The organism is Streptomyces sp. NPDC050147 (assembly GCF_040660195.1).
Taxonomy (GTDB): Bacteria; Actinomycetota; Actinomycetes; order Streptomycetales; family Streptomycetaceae; genus Streptomyces.
On sequence record NZ_JBFALJ010000011.1, the window covers coordinates 230,155 to 255,817 of the forward strand.

Here is a 25,663-nt window from a genome sequence, read left to right on the forward strand (position 1 = left end):
TGGGGATTCAGCCCGACACGCTCGCACGTCCGTTCTCTATGTGTCCCATCAGACGCCGCCGAAAGCCGGGCTCGCCCGTGGCCGTGACCTCGAAGTCGTACCAGCCGTGCTCGTCATCCGTCTGCCAGGCGATCGTGCGGCTGCTGCCCGCCTTCACCCGGACGACCCTGGTCCGCCGCCTGACCTGGTGCTCCTCCACGTAACCGACCGGCTTGACCGTGAAGACGAGCTCCTTGCGGCCCCGGTTGGCCAAGGTCACGTGGAGCTCGCGGCGGGTGATCGCGGAGGCGACCTGCGCGCCGCCGTCCTTGCCGCCCGCGAACTCGCGCCGGAAGCCGCCTGGCCCCGTGACCGTGAAGGCGTACGCGTCCTTGGCCACCGGCACGGTCCAGGAACCCTCGCGCACGACGTCCTGGTGGAGCGGGGCCGTGAACTCGCCGGCGTACGGATAGAGCGCGAAGTGCGCGCTGGAGCGGCCGCCGTTGCGCAGCCGCACGGAGAGAGCGCCGTCGCGCCCCGGCTTCACGTACGCGTCGGGCTGGTAGGGCAGCGGGCGGGCGCGGCGGCTGCCCGGCTCCTGGACCGGCATGGATTGTTTCAGGGGTGGCTGTGGGGACCAGCGGCCGCTGAACTCCGGAATGGCGCCGGGCTGTTCCACCTCGGGCTGCCGGTGGCCGCGCCGGAAGTCGAAGGCGCCGGTGAGGTCGCCGGTGACCTTGCGGCGCCAGGCGCTGATGTTGGGTTCGCGCACGCCGGTCCACTTCTCCAGGAAGCGCACCACGGAGGTGTGGTCGAAGACTTCGGAGGTGACGTAGCCGCCGACGGTCCAGGGCGAGACGACGAGCATGGGGACGCGCACGCCGAGGCCGGTCGGCTTCCCCTCCCAGCGCTCTTCCCGGTCCTCGGGCGAGTCCGTGCCGGGCACGGGCGGCGGGACGTGGTCGAAGAAGCCGTCGTTCTCGTCGTAGTTGATGAAGACGGCCGTGCGCCGCCAGACCTCGGGGTGCGAGGCGAGGGCGTCGAGGACCTTGTAGACGATGGTCGCGCTGTGGATCGGCGACGAGACGCTTGGGTGCTCGGAGTCCAGTGCGGACGGCACCAGATAGCTGACCTTGGCCAGCTTGCCGCCCGCGACGTCCTTGGCGAACTCCTCGGCGAGCTTGCCGGTGGGCACGCGCCTCAGCCCGCGCTCGAACAGCGACCTCTCCGCCTTGGTGAGGGTCGCGACGCCTTCCTCCAAGGTGGCGAGCAGCTTCTCGCGCTCGGCGTCGTCCTTGGCGTCGCGCACCTTGGCGTAGAAGGCCTCCATGAACGTGAGGCCGGTCTTGGCGAGGACCTTGCGGGCGATGGCCTTGAAGGTGGTGAAGAACTCGATCTGGTTGTCGGTGAAGTTCTCCCACTCCGTGTACGTCTGCCAGCTCACACCCGCCTTCTCCAGGCGCTCGGCGTACGTCCCCCAGTCGTAGCCGGGGTGCGTTCCCTCGGCGTAGGCGTCGTTGCCGACGGCCCGCTTGCCGTTCGCCTCGTAACCCGTCTTCCCGCTCCACAGGTGGTTGCGGTTGGGGCTCGTGGAGGTGTGGACGGACGAGTGGTAGGCGTCGCAGACGGTGAAGGTGTCGGCGAGTTCGTAGTGCAGCGGGATGTCCTCGCGCGTGTAGTACGCCATGGTCGCGGCGGTCTTGGCGGTGATCCAGCCGTCCATCCAGCCGTCGTGCCAGGCCTTGGCGCCGCCGCTCCAGGAGTGGTCGAGGTCGCCGATGTACTGCAGGTCCTTCTTCTGTGCCGCCGCGGCCTCGCGGACCGGGAAGGGCAGCACGGTGCGCAGGGCGCCCGGCTGCTCGAACACGGACTTTCCGCTCGGGAGCCGGATGGCGTTGCGGTCGCCGAAGCCGCGTACGCCGCGCAGGGCCCCGAAGTAGTGGTCGAAGGACCTGTTCTCCTGCATCAGGATGACGACGTGCTCGATCGAGTCGAGCCCGCCGCCGGGTCCATGCCGGTCCTGCGCCAAAGCCAGCTGCAACGACGGCGGCAGGAAGGATCCGACGGCGGCGGCGCCGACCGCGCCACCGCCGACTGCCATCAATCGCCTGCGCGAAATCTCGGGGGACACGTAACGACCTCCAGTCGACGGCCAATGGTTCTCCGCTGATCCATTGGCCTACTCGGCGGGACGCTAGTGAAGTCCGGTATCCCTGTGAAGACTTGGGGACGAAGTCGACGTGAACGGACCCGCCCGAGTACGGGTGTCCCGGCTCGGTCAGCCGATCAGCAGCGCCGCCCACAGCGCCACGGTCGACGCCGCGAGCGTGAGGGGCACGGTCACCGCGCCGAGCAGGGTGAACGTCCGCAGGTCGGCGTCCGTGCCGTGATCGTGCAGGATGCGGCGCCACAGCAGGGTGGCGAGCGAGCCGACGTACGTCAGGTTGGGGCCGATGTTGACGCCGATGAGGGCGGCGAGGACGGGGCCGGGGCCCGCGGGAGCGACGGCGGGCAGCAGGGCGAGGATCGCGGGCAGGTTGTTGATCAGATTCGCCAGCACGGCGGAGACTGCGGCGACGGCCAGCAGCGTGGGCAGCGAGGCGCCGTCCGGCAGGAGCCACTCGATGCCGGAGCCGAGGCCGTTGTCGACGACCGCCTTGACGACGATGCCGAGCGCGAGCACGAACAGGCAGAACAGCGGGCTCGCGGAGCGGACGAGTGCGGTGGCGCTCGTACGTCGTCGCAGCAGCGCGCGGCCCGCGAGCACCGCGGCTCCGGCGAGGGCCGCCCACAGAGGTTCGACGCCGGCCAGCGAGGTGCCGACGAAGCCGGCCAGCGTGAGACCGAGGACGACCAGCGTGAAGACCGGCACGGGGGCGGGCTCGGTCTCCTTGGGCTCAAGGGCACCCGCGTCCAGGTCGGTGGCGAAGTACCGCCGGAAGGCGGCGTACTCGATACCGATGGCGACGAGCCACGGCACCGTCATGAGCAGCGCGAACCGCGTGAAGCTCAGCCCGCTCGCGGTGAGCGCGAGGAGGTTGGTGAGGTTGGAGACGGGGAGCAGGAGGGACGCCGAGTTGGCGAGGTGGGCGGTGGCGTAGACGTGCGGGCGCGGCCTCGCCCCGACGCGGGCCGCGGTGGCGAAGACGACCGGCGTGAGCAGGACGACGGTGGCGTCGAGACTGAGCACGGCGGTGACAGCGGCGGCCACCGCGAAGATCCCTCCCAACAGCGGCCGGGTCCGTCCACCGCAGAGCCGTGCCACGAGGTCCCCGGCTGCGGCGAAGAGCCCGTCGTCCGCGCAGAGCTGCGCGAGCACAAGCACGGCGGCAAGGAACCCGACGACCGGCAGCAGGCTCTGGACCTCAGCGAGCGCGTGCCCCGGCGAGACGGCTCCGAGCCCGACGACGATCCCGGCAGCGGGCAGCGCGGCGGCGGCCTCGGGCCACTGCCTGGGCCGTACGACGGCGAACGCGAGCACGCCGAGCAGCAGCCCGACGGAGAGGATCTCGGCGGTGACGGTGTTCAGAGGATGCTCCGGGGCCGGGGCTTGCGATGGTCCGGCAGGGCGAACAGCACTCCGCCCACCCACTCGACGGCCCCAGGGCAATCGGGTGGGTGGGCGGGAAAGAGCCGCCGGGAAACGGCGGTTCAGGCCGTACTGGCGAGAGGACTCAGCCCTCGACGCCCAGCCTCTCCAGGATCAGTTCCTTGACGCGGGCCGCGTCGGCCTGGCCCCTGGTGGCCTTCATGACCGCGCCGACCAGCGCGCCGACGGCGGCGACCTTGCCGCTGCGGATCTTGTCGGCGATGGCGGGGTTGCCCGCGATCGCCTCGTCCACGGCGGTCGTGAGCGCGCCCTCGTCCGAGACGACCTTCAGGCCGCGCTTCTCGACGACCTCGTCCGGCGTGCCTTCGCCGTTCAGGACGCCTTCGAACACCTGGCGGGCCAGCTTGTCGTTCAGATCGCCCTTGGCGACGAGCTCGGCGACCCGCGCGACCTGCACCGGGGTGACCGGCAGCTCGTCAAGGGCCCTGCCGGTCTCGTTGGCGTTGCGGGCCAGTTCGCCCATCCACCACTTGCGCGCGGCGGCCGCGTCCGCGCCCACCTCGATCGTGGCGACGATGGGGTCGACCGCACCGGCGTTCAGCATCGACTGCATGTCGTGCTCCGAGACGCCCCACTCCTCGCGGAGGCGGTTGCGGCGCACGCGCGGCATCTCGGGGAGGCCGGAGCGCAGTTCCTCGACCCACTCGCGGGCCGGGGCCACCGGGACGAGGTCGGGCTCCGGGAAGTACCGGTAGTCCTCGGCGTTGTCCTTGATGCGGCCCGACGTCGTGGAACCGTCCTCCTCGTGGAAGTGACGGGTCTCCTGGACGATCGTTCCGCCCGAGTTCAGCACCGCGGCATGCCGCTGGATCTCGAAGCGCGCCGCCCGCTCCACGGAACGGAGCGAGTTGACGTTCTTCGTCTCCGAGCGCGTACCGAACTCCTCGCGCCCGTGCGGGCGCAGGGACAGGTTCACGTCGCAGCGCATCTGGCCCTTGTCCATCCGGGCCTCGGACACGTCGAGCGCCTTGATGACCTCGCGCAGCTCGGCGACGTACGCCTTGGCGACCTCGGGAGCCCGCTCGCCCGCGCCCTCGATCGGCTTGGTGACGATCTCGATGAGCGGGATGCCCGCGCGGTTGTAGTCCAGGAGCGAGTGCGACGCGCCGTGGATACGGCCCGTCGCGCCACCGACGTGCGTGGACTTGCCGGTGTCCTCCTCCATGTGGGCGCGCTCGATCTCCACGCGGAAGACCTCGCCGTCCTCCAGCTGGACGTCCAGATAGCCGTTGAAGGCGATCGGCTCGTCGTACTGGGAGGTCTGGAAGTTCTTCGGCATGTCCGGATAGAAGTAGTTCTTCCGGGCGAAGCGGCACCACTCGGCGATCTCGCAGTTCAGCGCGAGGCCGATCTTGATGGCGGACTCGACGCCGATCTCGTTGACGACCGGCAGCGCGCCGGGCAGGCCGAGACAGGTCGGGCAGGTCTGGCTGTTGGCGTCCTGCTTGAGCTCGGTGGAGCAGCCGCAGAACATCTTGGTCTTGGTGCCCAGCTCGACATGGACCTCAAGGCCCATGACGGGGTCGTACGTCGCGAGGGCATCCTCGTACGACACCAGGTCAGTCGTGACAGTCACGGTGAAACTTTCCCTCTCAACCCAGCAGGACGTCGTCGTCGCCGAGCTTCTTCAGCTCGCGATAGAGCAGAGCAAGACCGGTGACGATGGCGGCGGCGGAGACAGCGGCATCGACGAGCCGGAGCGTGTCGTTCTCCTTGCGGGCCAGCTTGGCCTGCTTGACGACCGAGATCGCGCCGAAGGCGGTGGTGGCCATCGACAGGTACGCGCCGGGCTTGGACTTCTTGAAGCCCTGGGCCTTGGCAGTCATAGGACTCATAGTGACGGTGCCTCCTCAAGCAGCGGGTGACCCCACCTTTCCACGAAGGCGGCCTCGACGGCAGCGCCGACCTTGTAAAGGCGGTCGTCCTTCATGGCCGGGGCGATGATCTGCAGACCGACGGGCAGGCCGTCCTCCGGCGCGAGGCCGCAGGGCAGCGACATGGCGGCGTTGCCCGCCATGTTCGACGGAATGGTGCACACGTCCGCGAGGTACATCGCCATCGGGTCGTCGGCGCGCTCGCCGATCGGGAAGGCGGTGGTGGGCGTCGCGGGCGAGACGATCACGTCGACCTGCTCGAAGGCCTTCTCGAAGTCCTTCGTGATCAGGGTGCGGACCTTCTGGGCGCTTCCGTAGTACGCGTCGTAGTAGCCGGAGCTCAGTGCGTACGTGCCGAGGATGATGCGGCGCTTGACCTCGTCGCCGAAGCCGGCCTCGCGGGTCAGCGCGGTGACGTCCTCGGCGGACTTCGTGCCGTCGTCGCCGACCCGCAGGCCGTAACGCATGGCGTCGAAGCGGGCCAGGTTGGACGAGCACTCGCTCGGCGCGATCAGGTAGTACGCGGAGAGCGCCAGGTCGAAGGACGGGCAGTCCAGCTCGACGATCTCGGCGCCGAGCTCCTTGAGCAGCGCCACGGACTCCCGGAAGCGCTGGACGACGCCTGCTTGGTAACCCTCGCCGGCGAACTGCTTGACGACGCCGACGCGCATGCCCTGTACGGAGCCGTTGCGGGCCGCCTCGACGACCGCGGGGACCGGGGCGTCGATGGACGTCGAGTCGAGCTCGTCGTGCCCGGCGATGACCTCGTGCAGGAGCGCGGCGTCCAGGACCGTGCGGGCGCAGGGACCGCCCTGGTCGAGGGAGGACGAGAACGCCACCATGCCGTAGCGCGAGACGCCGCCGTACGTCGGCTTGACGCCGACCGTGCCGGTGACGGCCGCGGGCTGGCGGATGGAGCCGCCGGTGTCCGTGCCGATGGCGAGCGGGGCCTCGTACGAGGCGAGGGCGGCGGAGGAGCCGCCGCCGGAGCCGCCGGGGATGCGGGTGAGGTCCCACGGGTTGCCGGTGGGGCCGTACGCGCTGTTCTCGGTGGAGGACCCCATGGCGAACTCGTCCATGTTGGTCTTGCCGAGGATGACGACGTCGGCGTCCTTCAGCTTGCGCGTGACGGTCGCGTCGTACGGCGGGATCCAGCCCTCGAGGATCTTGGAACCGACCGTGGTCGGGACACCCTCGGTGGTGAAGATGTCCTTGAGTGCGAGCGGGACGCCGGCCAGCGGGCCGAGCTTCTCGCCGTTGTCCCGCTTGGCGTCGACGGCGCGGGCCTGCGCGAGGGCGCCCTCACGGTCGACGTGCAGGAAGGCGTGCACCTTCTCGTCGACGGCCTCGATGCGGGCGAGGTGGGCCTCGGTGACCTCGACGGCCGTCAGCTCGCCGGAGGCGACCTTCGCGGCGATGTCGGCGGCGGTGAGCCTGATGATGTCGATCTTGCTGTCCGTCATGGTGATTAGTCCTCCCCCAGGATCTGCGGCACCTTGAAACGCTGCTGCTCTTGGGCCGGGGCGCCGGAGAGCGCCTGCTCGGGGGTGAGCGACGGACGGACCTCGTCCGCACGCATGACGTTCGTCAGCGGCAGCGGGTGGGAGGTCGGCGGTACGTCTTGGTCGGCGACCTCGGAGACGCGGGCGACCGCGCCGATGATGTCGTCGAGCTGTCCGGCGAAGTGGTCGAGCTCCTCGGCCTTCAGCTCAAGACGTGCTAGGCGGGCGAGGTGGGCGACCTCCTCGCGCGTAATGCCAGGCATGCGGCGATCCTCTGGGGGTGAGTGTGTGGTGTGTGGCCCCAATCCTATGGGGCCGCACCCCGTGCACGTGAAACGGATTGTCTCGACGGGGGCGCGGGCGGCTCTTCGCCCCGCCGCGTCGGCTCCGGACGGCCGGGCTCGCCCCTTACTTCACGATGTCGGCCCCGGCCTCGGCCGCCGCCGCCGCGGCCGCCTCCTCGGCGGCGACGTCCACCGGGCGGCGCCATCCACGCGATCCCCGGGCCCGCAGCCAGGCGGTGGTCTCGTCCGGCGGCATCGCGGCGGCGACCAGCCACCCCTGCACCGCGTCGCACCCCAGGTCGCGCAACCGCTCCCACGTCTCGTCGTCCTCGACGCCCTCGGCGACGACGAGCAGCCCGAGGGAGTGCGCGAGGTCGACCGTGCAGCGGACGATCTCCGCGTCCTCGTTGTCGACGGCTAGGCGCGCCACGAACGAGCGGTCGATCTTCAGCTCGCTCACCGGCAGCCGCCGCAGGTGCACCAGCGACGAGTACCCCGTGCCGAAGTCGTCGAGCGACATCTTGACGCCGTGGCCGGTCAGACCGGCCAGCGTGTCCGCGGCCCGCTGCGGGTCCTCCAGGAGGACGTGCTCCGTTATCTCCAGCTGCAGCGCCCCCGCCGGGACCCCGTGGCGGGCCAGGCGCGCGGCGACCGCGCCGGCGAAGCCGGGCGTGTGGACGTCGCGTGGCGACACGTTCACCGCGACGGGGACCTTCAGGCCCATCGCCTGCCACTTCGCCACCTGGCAGAGCGCGGTCTCCAGGACGTACTCCGTCAGGTGCGGCATGAGGCCGGACGACTCCGCTATGGCGATGAACTCGTCCGGTGGCACCTTCCCGCGCTCGGGGTGCACCCACCGCACCAGCGCCTCGAGCCCCGCGACGCGACCGTCGAACTGGACCTTCGGCTGGTAGTGGAGTTCCACGTCGCCCGCGTCGAGCGCCCGGCGCAGATCGCCCAACAGCCCGAGACGGTCGGGGGTGTTGGAGTCCCGCTTGGACTCGTACACCTCGACGCCCGTGCGGTCCCGCTTGGCCTGGTACATCGCGACGTCCGCCCGGCGCAGCAGTCCCTCGGCGTCCATGGCGTGGTCGGGGAAGACGGCGAGTCCCGCGCTTGCCTCCAGGACCAGCGTCAGGCCGTCGAGGTCGAGGGGTGAGCCGAGGGCGGCGACCAGCGACCGGGCCACCCGGGTGGCGGACGTGGTGGAGTCGGCGACGGGCAGCAGGACGGCGAACTCGTCGCCGCCGAGCCGCGCGGCCTCCGCACCGCGCGGCAGGGCCAGTCGCAGCCGGTCGGCGATCTGCAACAGCAGACGGTCGCCCGCGAGGTGACCGAGGGTGTCGTTCACCGACCGGAAGCGGTCCATGTCGATCAGCATCAGGGCGGAGCGCGCCCCGATCCGCTCGGCGTCGTCCAGGGCGGTCCAGGTCCGTTCGAGGAGCCACTGGCGGTTGGGCAGGCCGGTGAGCGGGTCGCGCAGCTGCTCCTCGGCCCTGGCCCGCGCGATCCACAGCGTCGAGTCGAGCGCGACGAGGGGGATCGCGAAGAGGGGCAGCAGGATGGGCGTCGAGGCGGCGACCACGCAGATCAGCGGTGCGATGCCGAGCAGCGCGACACCGACGAGGCCCTGCCGGACCAGGGCCGTGCGGGTGACCGTGGGCAGGGCGCCGGTGCGCGGCGCGTGGACGTACCAGAGCAGGACGCGGGTGACGACGAGGTACGCCACGGCGGCGAGCGCCACTTCGGGGGCGGAGTACAAATTCCAGGTCTCGGGCAGCCAGGGCGACTCCGTCGAGGGGGCCGTGCCGAACGCGGCCATGGCGAGCGCGCCCGCGCCGATGCCGAGGATGTCGACCGCGCCGTGCAGGATGCCCTGGCGCCAGCGGTGGCGGCGCGCGACGCCGACGAGGACGACGACGGTGAGGCTGACCATTCCGGCGGGTACCCAGCCGTACAGCAGGAGCACGGCGACGGTGAGCGCGCCGCCCGATCCCGTGCCGCCCCACCAGCGGTCGCGGCCGAGCGCGACGAGGTGGGCGACGATGAGCCCCGTGAGGACGGCGAGGGACCAGCCGACCGTGCCGGAGGGAAACAGATCGCCTCGTCCGGTGAGCGCGTGGAAGAAGCCCGTGCCGAGCACCATCGCGGCGGTCGTCACGACGACAACCGGAAGCACCGGCCAGGGGTCGCGCTCGCCCGAGGCGTCGTCCGGGCCATGCGCCTCCGCGCCGCGCCAGAGCGGCCTGCGCCGCCCCTCGACGCCGGTCTGGGTGGAACAGGGCCCCGCGTCCCGCCCGCCCCCGCTCTCGCCCACGCCGAGTTCCTGCGTGCCGTACCCGCCGACGGTGCTCCATGCGCGTTCGCGGCGCTCAACTGGGGTACTCGGGACGGCGGGGCGCCCTCTCTCGGCTTCGCGTGACTCCCGTGCCGCTGCCGCTCCGCGTCCGCTGAGCCACGCGCCCGGTCCGCGCCGCAGGCGCGCGCGCAGCCGGGAGTCCGGTGCGGCGCTCTCGGTCGGTTCCATTCCCGTCCCTCTCACAGCCGGCGGTGCCCACGCCACGCGGACTCACTCCACAAGACAGCCGCGTCCGAAACTCCTTCCCCGTGCTCCCTGTGAGCAGGGGATACCCCAATCGCAGCGGGGCACGGCAGGCGCACACCTCAACAGTAGGCCGCAGAAGGCTTCTACGGGCAGCGGTCCACTACGGTTGCCCGAATGCGACCCGGCCACCCGTATGCCTCTGGTATGCGCTGAACGGGTGGCCTTCAACCGCTACTCCTCGGTCGGAAGCGCGACTTCCGCCGCCGCGTCCGGTCCCTGTTCCAGCAGGACGGCGAAGCCTTCCTCGTTGAGAACCGGAACCTTCAGCTGCATCGCCTTGTCGTGCTTCGACCCGGGATTGTCACCCACGACTACGAAACTTGTCTTCTTCGAAACGGAACCGGTGACCTTTGCTCCCCGGCTCTGCAACGCCTCTTTTGCGCCATCCCGCGTGTGGTGCTCAAGCGTTCCGGTCACGACGACGGTGAGGCCTTCGAGCGGTCGCGGCCCCTCGTCCTGTCCCCCTCCCTCTTCCTCCATGCGGACACCGGCCGCGCGCCACTTGCGCAGGATCTCCCGGTGCCACTCCTCCTCGAACCACTGCTTCAGGGAGGCGGCGATGGTCGGTCCCACACCCTCGACGGCGGCCAGCTCCTCCTCCGTGGCCTGCTCGATCCGCTCGATGGACCGGAACTCGCGGGCCAGTGCCTCGGCGGCGACCGGGCCCACGTGGCGGATGGAGAGGCCCGTGATGACGCGTGCGAGCGGGCGCTCCTTGGCCGCCGCGATGTTCTCCAGCATGGACAGGGCGTTCTTCCTGGCCTCGCCCTGCTGGTTGGCGAAGACCGTGGCGATCTTCTCCTCACCCGTCTTCGGGTCCCGCTTGGGCAGCCCGCTGTCCTGATCCAGTACGTACGCCTTGATCGGCAGGAGCCGCTCGATGGTGAGGTCGAAGATGTCGCCCTCGTCCAGGATCGGCGGCTCTGACGGCTCGAGGGGCTTGGTGAGCGCGGCAGCCGCGACGTATCCGAAGTTCTCGATGTCCAGGCTCTTGCGGCCCGCGAGATAGAAGAGGCGCTCGCGCAACTGGGCGGGGCAGGAACGGGCGTTGGGGCACCGGAGGTCGATATCGGCCTCCTTCATCGGCCGCAGCGCCGTCCCGCACTCGGGGCACTCGGCGGGCATCTCGAACTCCCGCTCGGTGCCGTCGCGCAGGTCGACGACCGGGCCGAGGATCTCCGGGATGACGTCGCCCGCCTTGCGCAGGACGACCGTGTCCCCGATGAAGACGCCCTTCTTCTTCACCACGTCCTGGTTGTGCAGGGTCGCGAACTCGACCTCGGATCCCGCGACCGTGACGGGCTCCACCTGGGCGTACGGCGTGACGCGGCCGGTGCGGCCGACGCCCACCCGGATGTTGACCAGCTTGGTGTTGACCTCCTCGGGGGCGTACTTCCAGGCGATCGCCCAGCGCGGGGCGCGCGAGGTCGAACCGAGGCGGCCCTGGAGCGGGATCTCGTCCAGCTTCACGACGACGCCGTCGATCTCGTGCTCCACGGAGTGGCGGTTCTCGCCGAAGTACGTGATGAAGTCCCGTACGCCCTCGAGTCCTTGGACCACCTTGTTGTGCTGGGCCGTGGGCAGACCCCACTCGTGCAGGAGGTCATAGGCGTGGCTGAGGCAGTCGATGTCGAAGCCCTCGCGGGCGCCGATGCCGTGCACCACCATGTGCAGCGGGCGCGTCGCGGTGACGCGCGGGTCCTTCTGGCGCAGTGAACCCGCCGCCGCGTTGCGCGGGTTGGCGAAGGGCTTGTCCCCCGCCTCCACCAGGCGGGCGTTCAGCTCCTCGAACTTCTCCATCGGGAAGAAGACCTCGCCGCGGATCTCGACGAGGGCGGGGATCTTGTCGCCCTTGAGGCGGTCCGGGATGTCCGCGATGGTGCGGACGTTCGGAGTGATGTCCTCGCCGGTGCGGCCGTCGCCGCGGGTGGCCGCGCGCGTGAGCTTGCCGTCCTCGTACGTCAGATTCACCGCGAGGCCGTCGACCTTCAGCTCGCACAGGAAGTGGTACGCGCTGGTGCCGACCTCTTTGGCCACGCGGTCGGCCCAGCCTGCGAGCTCCTCGTCGTCGAAGGCGTTGTCCAGGGAGAGCATGCGCTCGCGGTGCTGGACCGAGGTGAACTCGGTCTCGTAGGCCCCGGAGACCTTCTGGGTGGGCGAGTCGGGCGTGCGCAGCTCGGAATACCGCTCTTCCAGGGCCTCGAGCGAGCGAAGGAGCTTGTCGAACTCGGCGTCGCTGACGACCGGTTGGTCGTTCACGTAGTACCGGAAGCGGTGCTCCTCGATCTGTTCGGCCAGCTGGGCGTGCTGATCCCGTGCCTCGGCGGGCACAGAGCCTTGCTGTTCGACAGCCACCGTTTCGTCCTCCCGTTACGTCATACCCAATTACTCAGGGTTGTCCGCGAGTGATCTCGCCGCCCTGGCGCAGTGGGCGAGCACCGCGCGCGCGTGCGCGGGAGAAGCCCCCGCGAGCCCGCACGACGGAGTGACCACGACCGACTCCGCGAGAGAACCCGGATTCAGCCCCAGCCTGCGCCACAGCGTCCTGACACCCATGACGCTACCGGCAGGGTCTGACAATGGTCCTTCCACGCCCGCCACGACACCGGCGAAGAGCTTCGTGCCGCCCTCGACGGCCTCACCGATCGCCTCGTCGTCACGCTCGGTGAGCAGCGAGAAGTCGAACGAGATGGCGTCGGCGCCCGCACGGCGAAGGAGCGCGAACGGCACGTCCGGCGCGCAGGAGTGCACGGCGGCAGGACCGTCATGGACGCCCAGGACCTCCCTCAGGGTGCTCTCCACGAGCTGCCGGTCCACGGCGCGGTGCGTGCGGTACTCGCTCGCGGTCTTGACGTGTCCCCGCAGTACGGCCATGAGCGAGGGCTCGTCGAGCTGGAGCACGACCTGGGCGCCGGGGATCCTGCGGCGTACGTCCGCGAGGTGGGCGCGCAGGCCCTCCGCGAGCGATCCGGCCAGGTCACGGCAGGCGCCCTGATCCGAGAGCGCGGCCTGGCCGTTCTTCAGCTCCAGGGACGCGGCGAGCGTCCACGGCCCGACGGCCTGCACCTTGAGCGGCCCTTCGTACCCCTGGGTGAACTCCTCCAGGGCGTCGAGGTCTTCGCCGAGCCAGGCCCTCGCGCGGCGCGTGTCCCGGCCCGGCCGGTCGCCGATCCGCCAGCCGCTGGGCTCCACGCGCGCGTAGAGCTCGACCAGCATCCCCGCGGTCCGGCCGATCATGTCGGCGCCGGGCCCGCGCGTGGGCATCTCCGCCAGGTACGGGAAGTCCTCGAAGCTGCCGGTGACGGTCTTCGCGGTCTCGCGGGCGTCGCCGCCCGGCATGGACCCGATGCCGGTGGCGGGTCCCCAAGTGAAAGCGTTCACTGTCCCGGCCGCACTGTCAGGTCGTTGACCTCCGCGTCCCGCGGCAGGTCGATGGCCATCACGATCGTCGTGGCGACCGACTCCGGGTCGATGAAGCGGGAGGGGTCGTACGTCTTGCCCTCCTGCTGGTGCACCTTGGCCTGCATGGCGCTCGCGGTGCGGCCCGGGTAGACGGAGGTGACGCGGACGCCGTTCGCGTGCTCCTCGGCGCGCAGGGCGTCGGCCAGGGCCTTGAGACCGTGCTTGGAGGCGGCGTAGGCGGACCAGTCGGCGTGGGCGCTCAGGCCCGCTCCCGAGTTGACGAACACCACGTGGCCCTGGGCGACGCGGAGCTGGGGAAGGAAGTGGCGGGTCAGCTCGGCGGGTGCGATGAGGTTGACGTTGAGCTGGTGGCGCCAGGACTTGGGGGTGAGGTCGCCGACCCGGCCCAGGTCGACGACGCCCGCGATGTGGAGCAGGGAGTCGACGCGGTCGGGCAGCGTCTGGTGGCCGAATGCCCAGGAGAGCTTGTCCGGGTCGGAGAGGTCGCCCACGAGCGTGGCCGAGCCGGGGAACTGCGCCGCGAGTTCCTTGGCCCGGCCCGCGTCCCGTGCGTGCAGGACGAGCACGTCGCCGCGTGCGTGGAGGCGGCGGGCGACGGCCGCGCCGATGCCGGAGCCGGCCCCGGTGATCACATGTGTTGCCATGCGTCCATCGTCGCACCCCGGCAGCTGCGGCTCAGCGCGTGCCCATGGACTCCTCGAGGTAGGCGAGGGCACCGACCGGCTCCTCGGCGAAGAAGACGAGGCCGGTCAGCGGCACCGGCAGGAAGCCCTCGTCCTCCATGCGCTGGAACTGCTCCTTCAAGCCGTCGTAGAACCCCGCGGAGTTGAGCAGGACCACCGGCTTGGTGTGCTTGCCGTGCTTCTTCAGCTCCAGGATCTCGGTGGCCTCGTCCAGCGTGCCCGTGCCGCCGACCATGATCACGATCGCGTCGGCCTTCTCCAGGAGCAGCGCCTTGCGCTCGGCGAGGTCGCGCGCGATCACCATCTCGTCGGGCGCGGAGACGGCCCTGGCCTTGGCGGCGAGGAAGTCGACCGAGACACCGACCAGACGCCCGCCCGCCTCTTCCACACCGTCCGCGACGACCTTCATCAGGCCGCTCTCCGAACCGCCCCACACCAGGGTGTGGCCGCCCTTGCCGAGCAGCTCGGCGAATTCGCGCGCGGGGCGGGTGTAGCGCTCGGGAAGGTCGGCCGCGGAGAGGAAGACACAGATGTTCATGGCCTCACCGTACGATCCGGCACACACTGGGTGGCACGCGGCCGTTCACAGAGCCTGAGCGCTGACAGAGAGCCTGAGCGCTGACAGAAGGAGACCACGGTGACAGCAGGGCACAAGATCACCATCGAGCAGGGCACCGACCTCGTACGCGTGGTGCGTTCGGACGGCCAGGTCGTGGCCGAGAGCCGCCGCCCGCTGCTGCTGCGCGAGACGGGCTACCCCGTGCGCTACTACCTCCCGCCACAGGACGTGCGCACCGACCTCCTGACCCCCTCGGACACGACGACGTACTGCCCGTTCAAGGGAACGGCGTCCTACTGGTCGCTGCCGGACGCCGAGAACGGCACGGACGGCAAGGACGCCGTGTGGGGGTATCCGGAGCCGAAGGACGCGGTGGCCGAGATCAAGGACCACTTCTGCTTCTACGACGTGGAAGCGGTGTGAGGGTGCCGCGCAGGGCCTAGACGGTGGCCGTGGCCCTCTCCGTAGTGGCGATCGTCGCCGAGCCGACCACGCGCGTGCCGTCGTAGAGCACGATCGCCTGGCCGGGGGCCACGCCGCGTACGGGCTCCTCGAAGGAGACCCGCAGCTCCGAGCCGTCGACCAGCTCCGCGCGAACCGGCGTCTCGCCGCCGTGCGCCCGCAGCTGCGCCGTGTACGTGCCGGGTCCGGAGGGGGCCGCGCCGCACCAGCGGGGCTTGATCGCCGTCAGGCCCGTGACGTCCAGGGCGGCCGCGGGGCCGACCGTCACGGTGTTGTTCACCGGGGAGATGTCCAGGACGTAGCGCGGCTTGCCGTCGGGGGCCGGGGTGCCGATCCGCAGGCCCTTGCGCTGGCCGATGGTGTAGCCGAAGGCTCCCTCGTGGGTGCCCAGCTTGTTGCCGTCGGCGTCGACGATGTCGCCCTCCGCCTTGCCGAGGCGGTCCGCGAGGAAGCCCTGGGTGTCGCCGTCGGCGATGAAGCAGATGTCGTGGCTGTCGGGCTTCTTGGCGACGGCCAGGCCGCGCGCCTCGGCCTCCGCGCGGATCTCCTCCTTGGTGGTGAGCGTGTCACCGAGGGGGAACATGGCGTGGGCGAGCTGGCGGTCGTCGAGGACTCCGAGGACGTAACTCTGGTCCTTGGCCATGTCCGATGCGCGGTGCAGCTCGCGGGTGCCGTCGTCGTTCACGACGACCGTGGCGTAGTGGCCAGTGACGACCGCGTCGAAGCCCAGGGCGAGGGCCTTGTCCAGGAGCGCGGCGAACTTGATCTTCTCGTTGCAGCGGAGGCACGGGTTGGGGGTGCGCCCCGCCTCGTACTCGGCGACGAAGTCCTCGACCACGTCCTCGCGGAACCGTTCGGCCAGGTCCCAGACGTAGAACGGGATGCCGATGACGTCCGCGGCGCGGCGGGCGTCGCGGGAGTCCTCGATGGTGCAACAGCCTCGTGCGCCCGTGCGGAACGATTGCGGGTTGGCCGAGAGTGCCAGGTGCACTCCGGTCACGTCGTGCCCTGCCTCGGCGGCACGCGCGGCGGCGACGGCGGAGTCCACGCCGCCCGACATGGCGGCGAGAACACGGAGGGGGCGGGGGCGCTGCGGGGTCTGGGTCTCAGTCATAGCTCTAACAGGGTACGGGCCCGCGGGAACCAGCCGCCCGTGAGTAAGCGTTGACGATCACATGGGGGAAGAACAGGACTCGACAGCGGAGCAGGGGCAGGGGCGCCGGGGCGTCAATCGCCGGACGCTTCTGATCGGCGGCGCGGCGGCGGCCGTCGGCACGGCCGCGCTCGCTTCGGACGAGCTGGGCCGCCTGTGGTGGCGGGTGCCCGGTGTGGTCAAGAAGCGCAAGGAGGGCGAGGTCGACGCCCGGGGCGCCCAGTGGACAGCGGCGTCCGACTACAACTGGCGCCGAGCCGACCGGCCCGACGACTACGGAATCGACATGGTCGTCATACACGTCGTGCAGGGCGGGTACGCGACGGCGCTGAGGGTCTTCAAGGACCCGGCACACGGCGCGGCGACCCACTATGTGGTGCGCAAGGACGGGCACGTGGCCCAGATGATCCGCGAGCTGGACGTGGCGTTCCACGCGGGGAACAAGAGCTACAACGAACGGAGCATCGGCATCGAGCACGAGGGCTTCGTCGACAAGAAGTCCTCGTTCACCGACGCGATGTACGAGTCGTCGGCGCGGCTCACCGCCGGCATCTGCGAGCGGTACGACATTCCGGTGGACCGGAAGCACATCGTCGGGCACGTGGAGGTGCCGGGCACCGACCACACGGACCCCGGGCCGCACTGGGACTGGGACCGGTACATACGGCTGGTGCGCAAGGCCCGCACCGCTCTCGGCTGACCACCCCACCGCCGCTAGCGCAGGTGCACCGGCAGCGACTCCACCCCGTACACGATGGACAGCTTGCGGAAGGCGAGTTCCTCGGGGGCGACCGTGAGCCGCATCCGGGGGAAGCGCTTCACGAGGGCCGGGTAAGCGGCACGCAGCTCCATGCGGGCCAGTTCGGCACCGATGCAGCGGTGGATGCCGTAGCCGAAGGCGAGGTGACCCGAGGCCTTGCGGTGCGGGTCGAAACCGCCGCCGTCGGGCGTGTACTTGGCGTCGCGGTTGCCGCCGCTCAGGGAGCACAGGACCAGGTCGCCCTTGGGGATGAGCACTCCGGCTACCTCGATGTCCTCGCGGGCGAACCGCGGGAAGGCCACCTGCACGACGGTGAGGTAGCGCAGCGCCTCCTCGACGAAGGGGGCGGCCGCCGCGTCGTCCTCGCGCAGCCGCGCCGCGATCTCGGGATCCTGCAGGAGGAGCAGGGAGCCGAGGGCCACCATGCTCGCGGTCGTCTCGAAGCCACCGGTGAGGATGCCGTCGGCGAGACCGGCGAGCTCCTCGTCGCCGACCGTGTCGCCATGCTCCTTCACGATCATGCCGAGCAGTCCGTCGCCCGGGTTCTCGCGCTGCTTCTTGACGACGTCCCGGAAGTACGAGAGCGAGGCGGATATCGCCCCGAAGGGAGCGGTCGCCCCGGCGAAGAGGTCGAAGCGCTCCATGGCCAGCTGCTGGAAGTCGTGGCGGTCCTCGTAGGGCACGCCGAGCAGCTCGCAGATCGTCAGCGAGGGGATCGGCAGCGCGAAGGCCTGGACGAGGTCGACGGGCCCGTCGGCGGCCTCCATGGCGTCGAGGCGCTCCTCGACGATGGCCTCGATCCGGGGCGTGAGGCGGCGCAGCCTGCGCATCGTGAACTCGGGCGTGAGGATGCGGCGCAGATGCGTATGGACCGGGGGGTCGCTGAAGCCGAGACCGCCGGGGTGGTGGTCGTCGACCACTCCGGCATTGCCCGCGAGGTTCGTGAAGTCGTTGCTGAAGCCGTCGGTCGCGCCGAGGACGGCCTTCACCTCGTCATAGCCGGTGACCACCCAGGCGTCCATGCCGAAGGGCAGCGGCACCTTGGATATCGGCTGCTCCGCCTGGTGCTCGGTGAGCTGGGCGACCGGGTCGAGCCCGTCGCGGCGCATCGGCGCGAGCAGGGGCTCGGGCAGTTTCGAGATCGTGGAGGCGCTGATCCCGTTCTTCTGGATCCGGGACAGATACATGCGTCCGAGCCGCGCGGCGATGCGAGAGCGGAGGTTCGCCTTCAATGTGAACTCCATGAGGGGTGGTCGTGCAGCCCCGAAGGGGGTTGTCGTGCAGCCCCGAACGCGCGGAGCGGACTCGCGAGCGGCAAGCATAGATCGGCGGACTGTGGGCCTCGTAGCCCGCTCCTGTGCCTGTCCGGCCGATAGCGGCTGAAACCGGCATCAAGTCGGGGCGGAATCAGCCCAGTCCAGCGTTACCTGCGTCACCTACCGGTATAAACCGGAATCAACCCACGTGTCCCGGCCTCAGCTCAGCCCCGCCGTCCGTGCCCGCTCCACCGCCGGGCCGATCGCCTGGGCCACCGCGTCCACGTCCGCCTTGGTCGAGGTGTGGCCGAGGGAGAAGCGGAGCGTGCCGCGGGCCAGGTCGGGGTCGGTGCCGGTGGCGAGCAGGACGTGGCTCGGCTGGGCCACGCCCGCCGTGCACGCCGAGCCGGTGGAGCACTCGATGCCCTGGGCGTCGAGCAGCAGCAGAAGGGAGTCCCCCTCGCAGCCGGGGAAGGTGAAGTGCGCGTTCGCGGGCAGCCGGTCGACCGGGTCACCCCCCAGGATCGCGCCGGGGACCTCCGCGCGCACGGCGGCGATCAGATCGTCCCGCAGGCCGCCGATCTCCCGGGCGAACCACTCCCGCTGCCCGGCGGCGTGCTTCCCCGCGACGGCGAACGAGGCGATCGCGGGCACGTCGAGCGTTCCGGAGCGCACATGACGCTCCTGCCCACCGCCGTGCAGGACGGGCACGGGGCTGTACTCGCGGCCCAGGAGCAGCGCCCCGATGCCGTAGGGACCGCCGATCTTGTGCCCGGAGACGGTCATCGCGGCGAGGCCGGACGCACCGAAGTCGACGGGCAGCTGGCCGTAGGCCTGCACCGCGTCGGCGTGCAAGGGGATGTCGAACTCCCCCGCCACGTCGGCCAGTTCACGGACCGGCTGGATGGTGCCGATCTCGTTGTTGGCCCACATGACGGTGGCGAGGGCGACGTCGCCGGGGTCGCGCTCGATCGCCTCGCGCAGCGCTTCGGGGTGCACGCGGCCATAGGCGTCGACGGGGAGGTACTCGACGGTGGCGCCCTCGTGCTCGCCGAGCCAGTGCACGGCGTCGAGGACGGCGTGGTGCTCGACGGGGCTGGCCAGGACACGGGTCCGCGCGGGTTCGGCATCGCGCCGCGCCCAGTACAGGCCCTTCACGGCGAGGTTGTCGGCCTCGGTGCCGCCCGCGGTGAAGACGGTCTCGCTGGGGCGCGCGCCGAGCGACTCGGCGAGCGTCTCGCGGGCCTCCTCGACGGTGCGTCGCGCCCGGCGCCCCGCGGCGTGCAGTGAGGAAGCATTGCCGGTGACGGCGAGCTGGGCGGTCATCGCCGCGATCGCCTCCGGGAGCATCGGAGTCGTCGCTGCGTGGTCGAGGTAGGCCATGGTGGGCACGATTCTACGAGCCTCGCCGTGCCCCGCGTCCAAGCGGTGTCAGCCCGCGAGACCCCACGACACGGTGTTGTCCATGGACATCAGTACGCCGAGGACGACGAGATCGGCCACGCCGAGCCCGAGTCCGAGCATCGCGCGGCCCTTCCGGCCGGTCCCGCGCAGGAGCGCCATGCTCGCGAGGACGATCGCGATCGGGCCGAGGAAGAGGTTCAGGACGAGCAGCCCGAGCAGGCCGAGGACGAACGAGGCGACGGCCATGCCGTCGGTGTCGCGCCGGCCGGTGGGGAGGGGGGCGGTAGAAGAAGTGGCGGTCTTGGACCGGGTGGGGCTGGTGGTGGTGAGACCCATGGTGCGACTCCTTTCAGGTGCCGTACGGATCAGTGCGGACCAGCTGCGGATCAGTTGCGGGCGAGCTGCGGATCGGTGGTGGCGCGCTCAGGACCGGCGGCGCGCGTGGCGCTCGCGGACCGCGAACACCGTGAGCCAGACGCCGATGACGGCGGCGGCGACGAGGGAGACGGGCAGCGGCGCATGCGCCACGGAGCCCATCGCGACACCGAGCAGCAGGAGAGCGGCTACGAGGAACAGCATGGGACACCTCTCGATTGAGGTCTCGGTCGAGGTCTCGACTGAAGCTTTCGGTGAACGCTTGTGGTGACAACTGTTCACTGAGTTAGAGAGTACCGCGCCTCCGGCTTTCCAATCCCGGAGAACAGTTGTTAACTGCATGGCATGAGTCACACTCTCGGCGTCCGGCAGGCCCAGAAGCAGAAAACCCGGCAGGCACTCCTCGACGCGGCGCTCCAGCTGCTTGAGGAGCAGAGCCTGAGCAGCCTGGGCCTGCGCGAGGTCACCCGCGCCGTGGGCGTGGCTCCCACCGCCTTCTACCGGCACTTCCGTGACATGGCCGACCTCGGTGTGGCGCTGGTCGAGGAGGCGCTCGACAGTCTGCACACCACGCTCGTCTCACTCCTCGCGGCCACCGGCGACGGCGAGGAACGCATCGCGGCCACGGTCGAGTTGATCGTCGCCTATGTGCGCACGCACCCCGCGCACGTCCGCTTCATCGCCCGCGAGCAGCACGGCGGGGTGCAGGCCGTGCGGTCCGCGATAGGCGATCAACTGACGCTGTTCGCCCAGGAGGTGAAGGGCCAGTTCGCCCAGGAGCCCGAGTCCGCGGGCTGGGACGAGGACGATCTCCTGATGCTGGCCAGGATGTACGTCGACCACATGGTGATGACGGCGTCCGCACTCCTGGAGGCGGCGCCCGACGCCCAGGAACGGGTGGCGGCCGGCGCCCGCAGGCGGCTGCGCCTGGTCTCGCTCGGGCGACGCCACTGGCTGGACGAGCAGTGACCCAAAGGCGGCAGCATGCGCCACCGGCCGCGAGCCTCGACACTCCCGTAAGGAGCTACTAGCCTTACGGTCATGACGACCGACCGCGACTGGACTCTCGACCAGACCTTCGCAGGACCGACCGGCGCCGTCCGCTGGACCGCACTCGGCCCCACGGACGCACCGCCCGTCGTCCTGGTCCACGGCACCCCCTTCTCCTCGTACGTCTGGCGGGGCGTGGCCCGCGCTCTCTCCCGCGAACACCGCGTGTACGTGTGGGACTTGCCCGGTTACGGCGCCTCCGAGATGCGCTCCGGGCAGGACGTGACCCTGGCCGCGCAGGCCCGCGTCCTCACCGAGCTCCTCGCGCACTGGGGCCTGGCCGAACCCGCCGTCGTGGCCCACGACTTCGGCGGCTGCGTCGCCCTGCGGGCCCACCTCCTGCACGGCGCCCGCTATGAGCGTCTCGCGCTTGTCGACCCGGTGGCGCTCGCGCCCTGGGGGACCCCCACCTACCGCCTGCTCGGCGCGAACGCCGACGTCTTCACGCAGCTGCCGCCCGCCCTGCACGAGGCACTCGTGCGTGAGTACGTCGCTTCGGCGAGCCACCGCGGCCTGCACCCGGCGGTGCTCGACCGCTTGGTGGAGCCCTGGTGCACGGAGGCGGGCAGGCCCGCGTTCTACCGGCAGATCGCGCAGAACGACCAGCGGTACACCGACGAAGTCCAAGCACATTACGGAGAGTTGGAGCTGCCCGTCCTCATCTGCTGGGGCGCGGACGACACCTGGCTCCCGGTGGAGCGCGGCCACGAGCTCGCGAAGCTGATCCCCGGAGCCGAGCTGCGTCTGATCGAGGGCGCGGGACATCTCGTACAGGAGGACGCACCCGCGGAGCTCACCGCCGAGCTGAGCCGGTTCCTGCGTACAGGTCGCTGACGGCGGCGGCAGCGCCCGCGAGCTCGGCGCGGGCCTCGGGCGGCGACAGCACTTCCACACTCGCGGCGAACGGAAGCAGCGTACGGGTGTCGCCGATGACGCCGAACCCGAGGCGGACAGTGATCCACTCGCTCTCTCCGTCGTCCTCGGGGCGCGCGCTGAGGAACTGCCCCTTGAGACGCAGGAACTGGGCGAAGCGGTCACGCGCGACCCGCGCCGTCACGTCGACGCCGACCGGACGGTCCTCGACCTGCCGCCTCAGCACGCCCCAGACATCGGCGAGTTCGACGCCGGGCCTGCGCCGGACGGGCTGGTCCGTGAGGGTCGCCGCCCGCACGCGGTCGGCACGGAAGAGCCGCGGGGCGCCGCGCCGGTCGGCGACCAGATACCAGACGCCCGCCTTGGAGACGAGACCGTAGGGGTCCACCGTGTAGGTGCGTGTCTCCGCGTCGCCGCTGTGCCGGTAGCGCAGGCGCAGCCGCTGGTCGGAGAAGACGGCGTCCTGCAGTACGTCGAGATCGACCGTGACCGGATCCGATCCGCGGGGCCCCGGCATCCAGCGCGCCGAGTCGACGAGGATGCGCCGGCTCGTCAGCTCGGCGGCGGGCCGATGCGGTGCGGGCAGCGCGGCCATGACCTTGCGCAGCGCGGAGCCGAGCGCCTCGTCAAGCCCGAGCGCGGCGTGCGCCCCCCGCGCGGCCAGGATGAACAGGGCCCGCGACTCGTCCGCCGTGAGCCCCGTGACGTCCGTACGGAAGCCGGGCAGCAGCGCGATGCCGCCGTGCCTGCCCCGCTCGGCGTAGACCGGGACGCCGGAGGCGGAGAGCGCCTCGATGTCGCGGTAGATGGTGCGCACGGAGACTTCCAGACGTTCGGCGAGTTCATGGGCGGGGATCTGTCCACGGGTCTGGAGCAGCAGCAGGATCGAGAGCAGCCGGTCGGATTTCACGCAGCCAAGGATGGCCTGTCGGCCCTCTCCGGATCATGCTTATGATTCAGGCGTGTTCGATTCCCGGCACATCAGGTCATTCCATGAAGTGGTCCGGACCGGCTCCTACTCCGCCGCCGCCCGCTCGCTCGGCTATACGCAGCCCGCGATCACCCAGCAGATGAAGGCGCTCGAACGGTCCGTCGGCACGGTCCTGTTCACCCGCGTCGGCCGCAGGATGCGGCTCACCGAAGCGGGCGAGGCGCTGTCCCGGCATGCGGGGATCATCCTCGGCAACATCGACGCCGCTCAGCAGCAGATGAACGCCATCACGGGCCTGCGCACCGGCCGCGTCCGCATCTGCGCCTTCCCCAGCGCCAACGCCACCCTCATCCCCGAGGCACTGTCCCGGCTCGCGGCGAGCCATCCCGGGGTGCGCGTGGAACTCCAGGAGAACGAACCGCCCGAGTCGCTCCAGCGCCTGGTCGACGGCGACTGCGACGTCACCCTGGCCTTCCACTATCCCGGCCTGCACGAGGACGTGCCGGACGAGGTGGTGGAAATCCCGCTGATGGAGGACCAGTTGACGGTCCTCATGCCGTCCGGGCATCCGCTGGCCCGGCGCCGTTCCGTCCGGCTCGTCGACCTCGCGGGCGAGCGCTGGATCGCGGGCTGTCCGCGCTGCCGCGCGAACTTTCTGCACGAGTGCGCCGAGCAGGGCTTCACGCCCGACATCGCCTTCACCACGGACGACAACCTCGTCATCCAGAGCCTGGTCGCCGAGAGGCTCGGCATCGCGATGATGCCGGGGCTCGTCCTCGACTTCCTGCGCCACCGCCAGGTGACGGGCCGGGCCCTCGATCCGGCGTCACGGCGACAGGTCTCGGCGTACGCGCTGCGGGAGCATCTGCGGATTCCCGCGACGGCGCTGGTGCTGGAGGAACTGAAGGCGGTCGCCGCGAACCGCGTGGGCTGCTGAGACGGCTCGGCCCCCTCCCCTCCCCCACCCCCCTTTCCCCACCCCAACCCCTCTCCCCATCCATAAGCGGAAGTTGGGGAGTGGCTTAGAAACTGTCGTTGGACGTGATGGAAGGGCAGCAGGACGCTGCCTCTATGAGTGCCTCCACCACCGCGTACCGAGCGGCCCGCACCACCGGGCGGCTGGACGCCCTCGTCGCCGGCGTCCGCGAGGCCGTCGGCCGGGGCCTTCCGCCGGATCTGACGGCGTACCTGGTCGGCGAGCGGCTCGCGCCGCATCTGGGAGCGGCCGATCTGCTCACCGAGGAGCAGCGCGAGGGTGATCCCGGGCGCTACCGGCAGCATCTGCTGCACGCCGAGCACGACGGCAGCTTCTCGGTGGTCGGCATCGTCTGGCTGCCGGGCCAGTACACGCCGGTCCATGACCATGTCTCCTGGTGCGTCACCGGCGTCCACGAGGGCGCGGAGCACGAGCGGCGCTACCGCCTTGTCCCGGCGGAGTCCGACGCCCCCGCGCGACTCGTCGCCACCGAGGACCTGGTCAACGGGCAGGGCACGGTGTGCGGTTTCGCGCCGCCCGGTGACATCCACCGGGTCTGGAACGGCGGCACGCGGCGGGCGGTCTCGCTCCATGTGTACGGCGCGGACATCTCCCGCCTGGGCACCAGCGTGCGCCGGGTGTACGAACTGCCGGCCGACCGCTGATGGCGCTCATCGGCCAGCGGCCGCGCGTCGCCGCCGCCCCTCCCCGCCCGGGACCGCTTCCGGGGCTCGGCCTCGCCTCGCTCGGTGTCCTGGCGGCCTGGGCGACGCACGCCCTGATCCCGGCCGTGCCGATGCTGACGGCGGCCGTGGTGCTCGGGCTCGCGGCGGCGCATGTGCCGGGGGTGCGCGCTGTCGTACGTGGCCGGGCCAAGGCGGGGCTCTCGCTCGCCGGGAAGCGGCTGATGCGGCTCGGCATCGTCCTGCTCGGCCTGAAGCTGAGCCTGGACGACGTCCTCGGCCTCGGCTGGGCGACGGTGGCGATGGTGCTCGGGGTGGTCGCGGCGACGTTCTTCGGGACGTGGTGGCTCGGCCGCCGGATGGGGCTGCCCGGCGACCAGCCGCTCCTGATCGCCACCGGCTACTCGATATGCGGCGCCTCCGCGATCGGCGCGGTCAGCGAGGTGACCGGGAGCGAGGAGCGGGAGCGGGAGCGGGACGCGGCGGTCTCGGTGGCGCTCGTGACACTGTGCGGGACGCTCGCCATCGCCGTACTGCCGCTGTTGCAGGGGCCGTTGGGGCTCGATGACGCGGAGTTCGGCCGGTGGGCCGGGGCGAGCGTGCACGACGTGGGGCAGGTGGTGGCCACCGCGCAGACCGCCGGGGCCGGGGCGCTCGGGGACGCGGTTCTGGTGAAGCTGATGCGGGTGGCGGTACTTGCGCCGCTGGTGGCGGCGGTGGGTCTTTCGCTGCGAGCTCGCGCGAACGCCGCGCGCGGGGCGGGGAAGCGGAGGCCGCCGTTGCTGCCGCTGTTCGTGGCGGGGTTCATCGGGATGGTCGCGGTACGGAGTACCGGGTGGGTGCCTGGGGCGGCGCTTGACGTGGCTGGGCACGCGCAGGAACTACTGCTGGCGGCCGCTCTGTTCGGTCTCGGGGCGGCGGTGGATCTGCCCTCGCTGACCCGGACGGGCGGGCGGGTGGCGGCGCTTGGCTTGTGTGCGTGGGTGGTGGTGGCGGGGGTTTCTTATGGGGGCGTGCTGCTGGTGGGGTAGGGGGATTTGTCCCCAACCCCGCCCCTTCCCGAAAACCATGCCTGCGCCCCGGACCTACCTGGGGCTCCGCCCCAGACCCCGTACAAGATGTCCTCAAACGCCGGACGGGCTGGGCCGCACGGGTTTGTGACGCCTCAAGAGGAAGGGCCGTACGAGCTCACCGACGAGAAGCGCGAGCACGAGATAGATC

The 25,663-nt window shown here is 70.8% G+C and carries 24 protein-coding genes; 7 read left to right on the forward strand and 17 right to left on the reverse strand.

All coding sequences use genetic code 11. The annotated features are described in order from the left end of the window. Positions 1–7: 7 nt before the first annotated feature. The 11 genes from AB0I94_RS19335 to AB0I94_RS19385 all read right to left on the reverse strand — a co-directional run bounded on the left by AB0I94_RS19335 (position 8) and on the right by AB0I94_RS19385 (position 14,498). Positions 8–2,110, reverse strand: coding sequence for a phosphocholine-specific phospholipase C (locus AB0I94_RS19335; protein ID WP_363310767.1), 2,103 nt, complete (start codon positions 2,108–2,110; stop codon positions 8–10). Between the two features lie 147 nt (positions 2,111–2,257). Then, the gene (locus AB0I94_RS19340; protein WP_363310801.1) at positions 2,258–3,508 is read right to left on the reverse strand and encodes an SLC13 family permease; all 1,251 of its coding nucleotides are present in this window, start codon (positions 3,506–3,508) and stop codon (positions 2,258–2,260) included. 145 nt (positions 3,509–3,653) lie between these two features. Further along, on the reverse strand, positions 3,654–5,165 hold the full coding sequence (gene gatB / locus AB0I94_RS19345) for an Asp-tRNA(Asn)/Glu-tRNA(Gln) amidotransferase subunit GatB (protein ID WP_363310768.1): 1,512 nt from the start codon (positions 5,163–5,165) through the stop codon (positions 3,654–3,656). Between the two features lie 16 nt (positions 5,166–5,181). Beyond that, positions 5,182–5,415, reverse strand: a complete 234-nt coding sequence (locus AB0I94_RS19350; RefSeq protein WP_363310769.1) for a hypothetical protein — start codon at positions 5,413–5,415, stop codon at positions 5,182–5,184. A gap of 5 nt (positions 5,416–5,420) precedes the next feature. Continuing rightward, positions 5,421–6,926 carry an Asp-tRNA(Asn)/Glu-tRNA(Gln) amidotransferase subunit GatA gene (gene gatA, locus AB0I94_RS19355; RefSeq protein WP_363310770.1) on the reverse strand — a complete coding sequence of 502 codons (1,506 nt, stop codon included), beginning with the start codon at positions 6,924–6,926 and terminating at the stop codon, positions 5,421–5,423. Between the two features lie 5 nt (positions 6,927–6,931). Next, a complete protein-coding gene (gatC, locus tag AB0I94_RS19360) occupies positions 6,932–7,228 on the reverse strand; it encodes an Asp-tRNA(Asn)/Glu-tRNA(Gln) amidotransferase subunit GatC (protein WP_010984178.1) in 297 nt (98 codons plus the stop codon). 145 nt (positions 7,229–7,373) lie between these two features. After that, positions 7,374–9,776, reverse strand: a complete 2,403-nt coding sequence (locus AB0I94_RS19365) for a bifunctional diguanylate cyclase/phosphodiesterase (protein ID WP_363310771.1) — start codon at positions 9,774–9,776, stop codon at positions 7,374–7,376. A 249-nt stretch (positions 9,777–10,025) separates the two neighbouring features. After that, on the reverse strand, positions 10,026–12,209 hold the full coding sequence (gene ligA / locus AB0I94_RS19370) for an NAD-dependent DNA ligase LigA (RefSeq protein ID WP_363310772.1): 2,184 nt from the start codon (positions 12,207–12,209) through the stop codon (positions 10,026–10,028). A 30-nt stretch (positions 12,210–12,239) separates the two neighbouring features. Then, positions 12,240–13,235 carry a methionine synthase gene (locus AB0I94_RS19375; RefSeq protein ID WP_363310773.1) on the reverse strand — a complete coding sequence of 332 codons (996 nt, stop codon included), beginning with the start codon at positions 13,233–13,235 and terminating at the stop codon, positions 12,240–12,242. Continuing rightward, positions 13,232–13,921 (reverse strand): SDR family oxidoreductase, encoded by a 690-nt coding sequence (locus AB0I94_RS19380; protein ID WP_363310774.1) that lies wholly within the window; start codon positions 13,919–13,921, stop codon positions 13,232–13,234. Before AB0I94_RS19380 ends, AB0I94_RS19375 begins: the two co-directional genes overlap by 4 nt. Positions 13,922–13,952: 31 nt before the next feature. Continuing rightward, the gene (locus AB0I94_RS19385; RefSeq protein WP_363310775.1) at positions 13,953–14,498 is read right to left on the reverse strand and encodes a TIGR00730 family Rossman fold protein; all 546 of its coding nucleotides are present in this window, start codon (positions 14,496–14,498) and stop codon (positions 13,953–13,955) included. Between the two features lie 99 nt (positions 14,499–14,597). Here AB0I94_RS19385 and AB0I94_RS19390 point away from each other — a divergent pair, with 99 nt between their 5' ends. Beyond that, positions 14,598–14,942 carry a DUF427 domain-containing protein gene (locus tag AB0I94_RS19390; protein WP_363310776.1) on the forward strand — a complete coding sequence of 115 codons (345 nt, stop codon included), beginning with the start codon at positions 14,598–14,600 and terminating at the stop codon, positions 14,940–14,942. A gap of 16 nt (positions 14,943–14,958) precedes the next feature. Here the strand turns inward: AB0I94_RS19390 and mnmA are convergent, their stop codons facing one another. After that, positions 14,959–16,095: a tRNA 2-thiouridine(34) synthase MnmA gene (gene mnmA / locus AB0I94_RS19395; protein WP_363310778.1), complete on the reverse strand. Its 1,137-nt coding sequence runs from the start codon at positions 16,093–16,095 to the stop codon at positions 14,959–14,961. Between the two features lie 61 nt (positions 16,096–16,156). On the opposite strand from mnmA, the gene AB0I94_RS19400 reads away from it, so the two are divergent. Then, entirely contained in the window at positions 16,157–16,834 is a 678-nt protein-coding gene (locus tag AB0I94_RS19400; protein ID WP_363310779.1) for an N-acetylmuramoyl-L-alanine amidase, read from the forward strand. A 14-nt stretch (positions 16,835–16,848) separates the two neighbouring features. On the opposite strand, the gene AB0I94_RS19405 is transcribed toward AB0I94_RS19400, so the two are convergent. The 4 genes from AB0I94_RS19405 to AB0I94_RS19420 all read right to left on the reverse strand — a co-directional run bounded on the left by AB0I94_RS19405 (position 16,849) and on the right by AB0I94_RS19420 (position 20,133). After that, complete coding sequence (locus tag AB0I94_RS19405; RefSeq protein ID WP_363310780.1) at positions 16,849–18,138, reverse strand: cytochrome P450; 1,290 nt, start codon at positions 18,136–18,138, stop codon at positions 16,849–16,851. A 231-nt stretch (positions 18,139–18,369) separates the two neighbouring features. Continuing rightward, positions 18,370–19,533, reverse strand: a complete 1,164-nt coding sequence (locus AB0I94_RS19410) for a cysteine desulfurase family protein (protein ID WP_363310781.1) — start codon at positions 19,531–19,533, stop codon at positions 18,370–18,372. A 48-nt stretch (positions 19,534–19,581) separates the two neighbouring features. After that, positions 19,582–19,800, reverse strand: coding sequence for a DUF4190 domain-containing protein (locus tag AB0I94_RS19415; protein WP_363310802.1), 219 nt, complete (start codon positions 19,798–19,800; stop codon positions 19,582–19,584). Between the two features lie 177 nt (positions 19,801–19,977). After that, a complete protein-coding gene (locus tag AB0I94_RS19420) occupies positions 19,978–20,133 on the reverse strand; it encodes a hypothetical protein (protein ID WP_363310782.1) in 156 nt (51 codons plus the stop codon). Positions 20,134–20,274: 141 nt separating this feature from the next. Between AB0I94_RS19420 and AB0I94_RS19425 the strand changes: the two genes are divergently transcribed. Further along, positions 20,275–20,898 (forward strand): TetR family transcriptional regulator, encoded by a 624-nt coding sequence (locus AB0I94_RS19425; protein ID WP_363310783.1) that lies wholly within the window; start codon positions 20,275–20,277, stop codon positions 20,896–20,898. 72 nt (positions 20,899–20,970) lie between these two features. After that, positions 20,971–21,813, forward strand: coding sequence for an alpha/beta hydrolase (locus tag AB0I94_RS19430; RefSeq protein WP_363310784.1), 843 nt, complete (start codon positions 20,971–20,973; stop codon positions 21,811–21,813). Here the strand turns inward: AB0I94_RS19430 and AB0I94_RS19435 are convergent. Continuing rightward, a complete protein-coding gene (locus AB0I94_RS19435) occupies positions 21,773–22,762 on the reverse strand; it encodes a YafY family protein (RefSeq protein WP_363310785.1) in 990 nt (329 codons plus the stop codon). The genes AB0I94_RS19430 and AB0I94_RS19435 overlap by 41 nt on opposite strands. A 52-nt stretch (positions 22,763–22,814) precedes the next feature. Here AB0I94_RS19435 and AB0I94_RS19440 point away from each other — a divergent pair, with 52 nt between their 5' ends. From AB0I94_RS19440 to AB0I94_RS19450, 3 genes are all read left to right on the forward strand, one after another. Further along, positions 22,815–23,720, forward strand: coding sequence for a LysR family transcriptional regulator (locus AB0I94_RS19440; RefSeq protein WP_363310786.1), 906 nt, complete (start codon positions 22,815–22,817; stop codon positions 23,718–23,720). A gap of 134 nt (positions 23,721–23,854) precedes the next feature. Further along, on the forward strand, positions 23,855–24,424 hold the full coding sequence (locus AB0I94_RS19445) for a cysteine dioxygenase family protein (protein WP_363310787.1): 570 nt from the start codon (positions 23,855–23,857) through the stop codon (positions 24,422–24,424). Continuing rightward, complete coding sequence (locus tag AB0I94_RS19450; protein WP_363310788.1) at positions 24,424–25,473, forward strand: putative sulfate exporter family transporter; 1,050 nt, start codon at positions 24,424–24,426, stop codon at positions 25,471–25,473. The genes AB0I94_RS19445 and AB0I94_RS19450 overlap by 1 nt, the downstream gene beginning before the upstream one ends. The last annotated feature ends 190 nt before the right edge of the window (positions 25,474–25,663 follow it).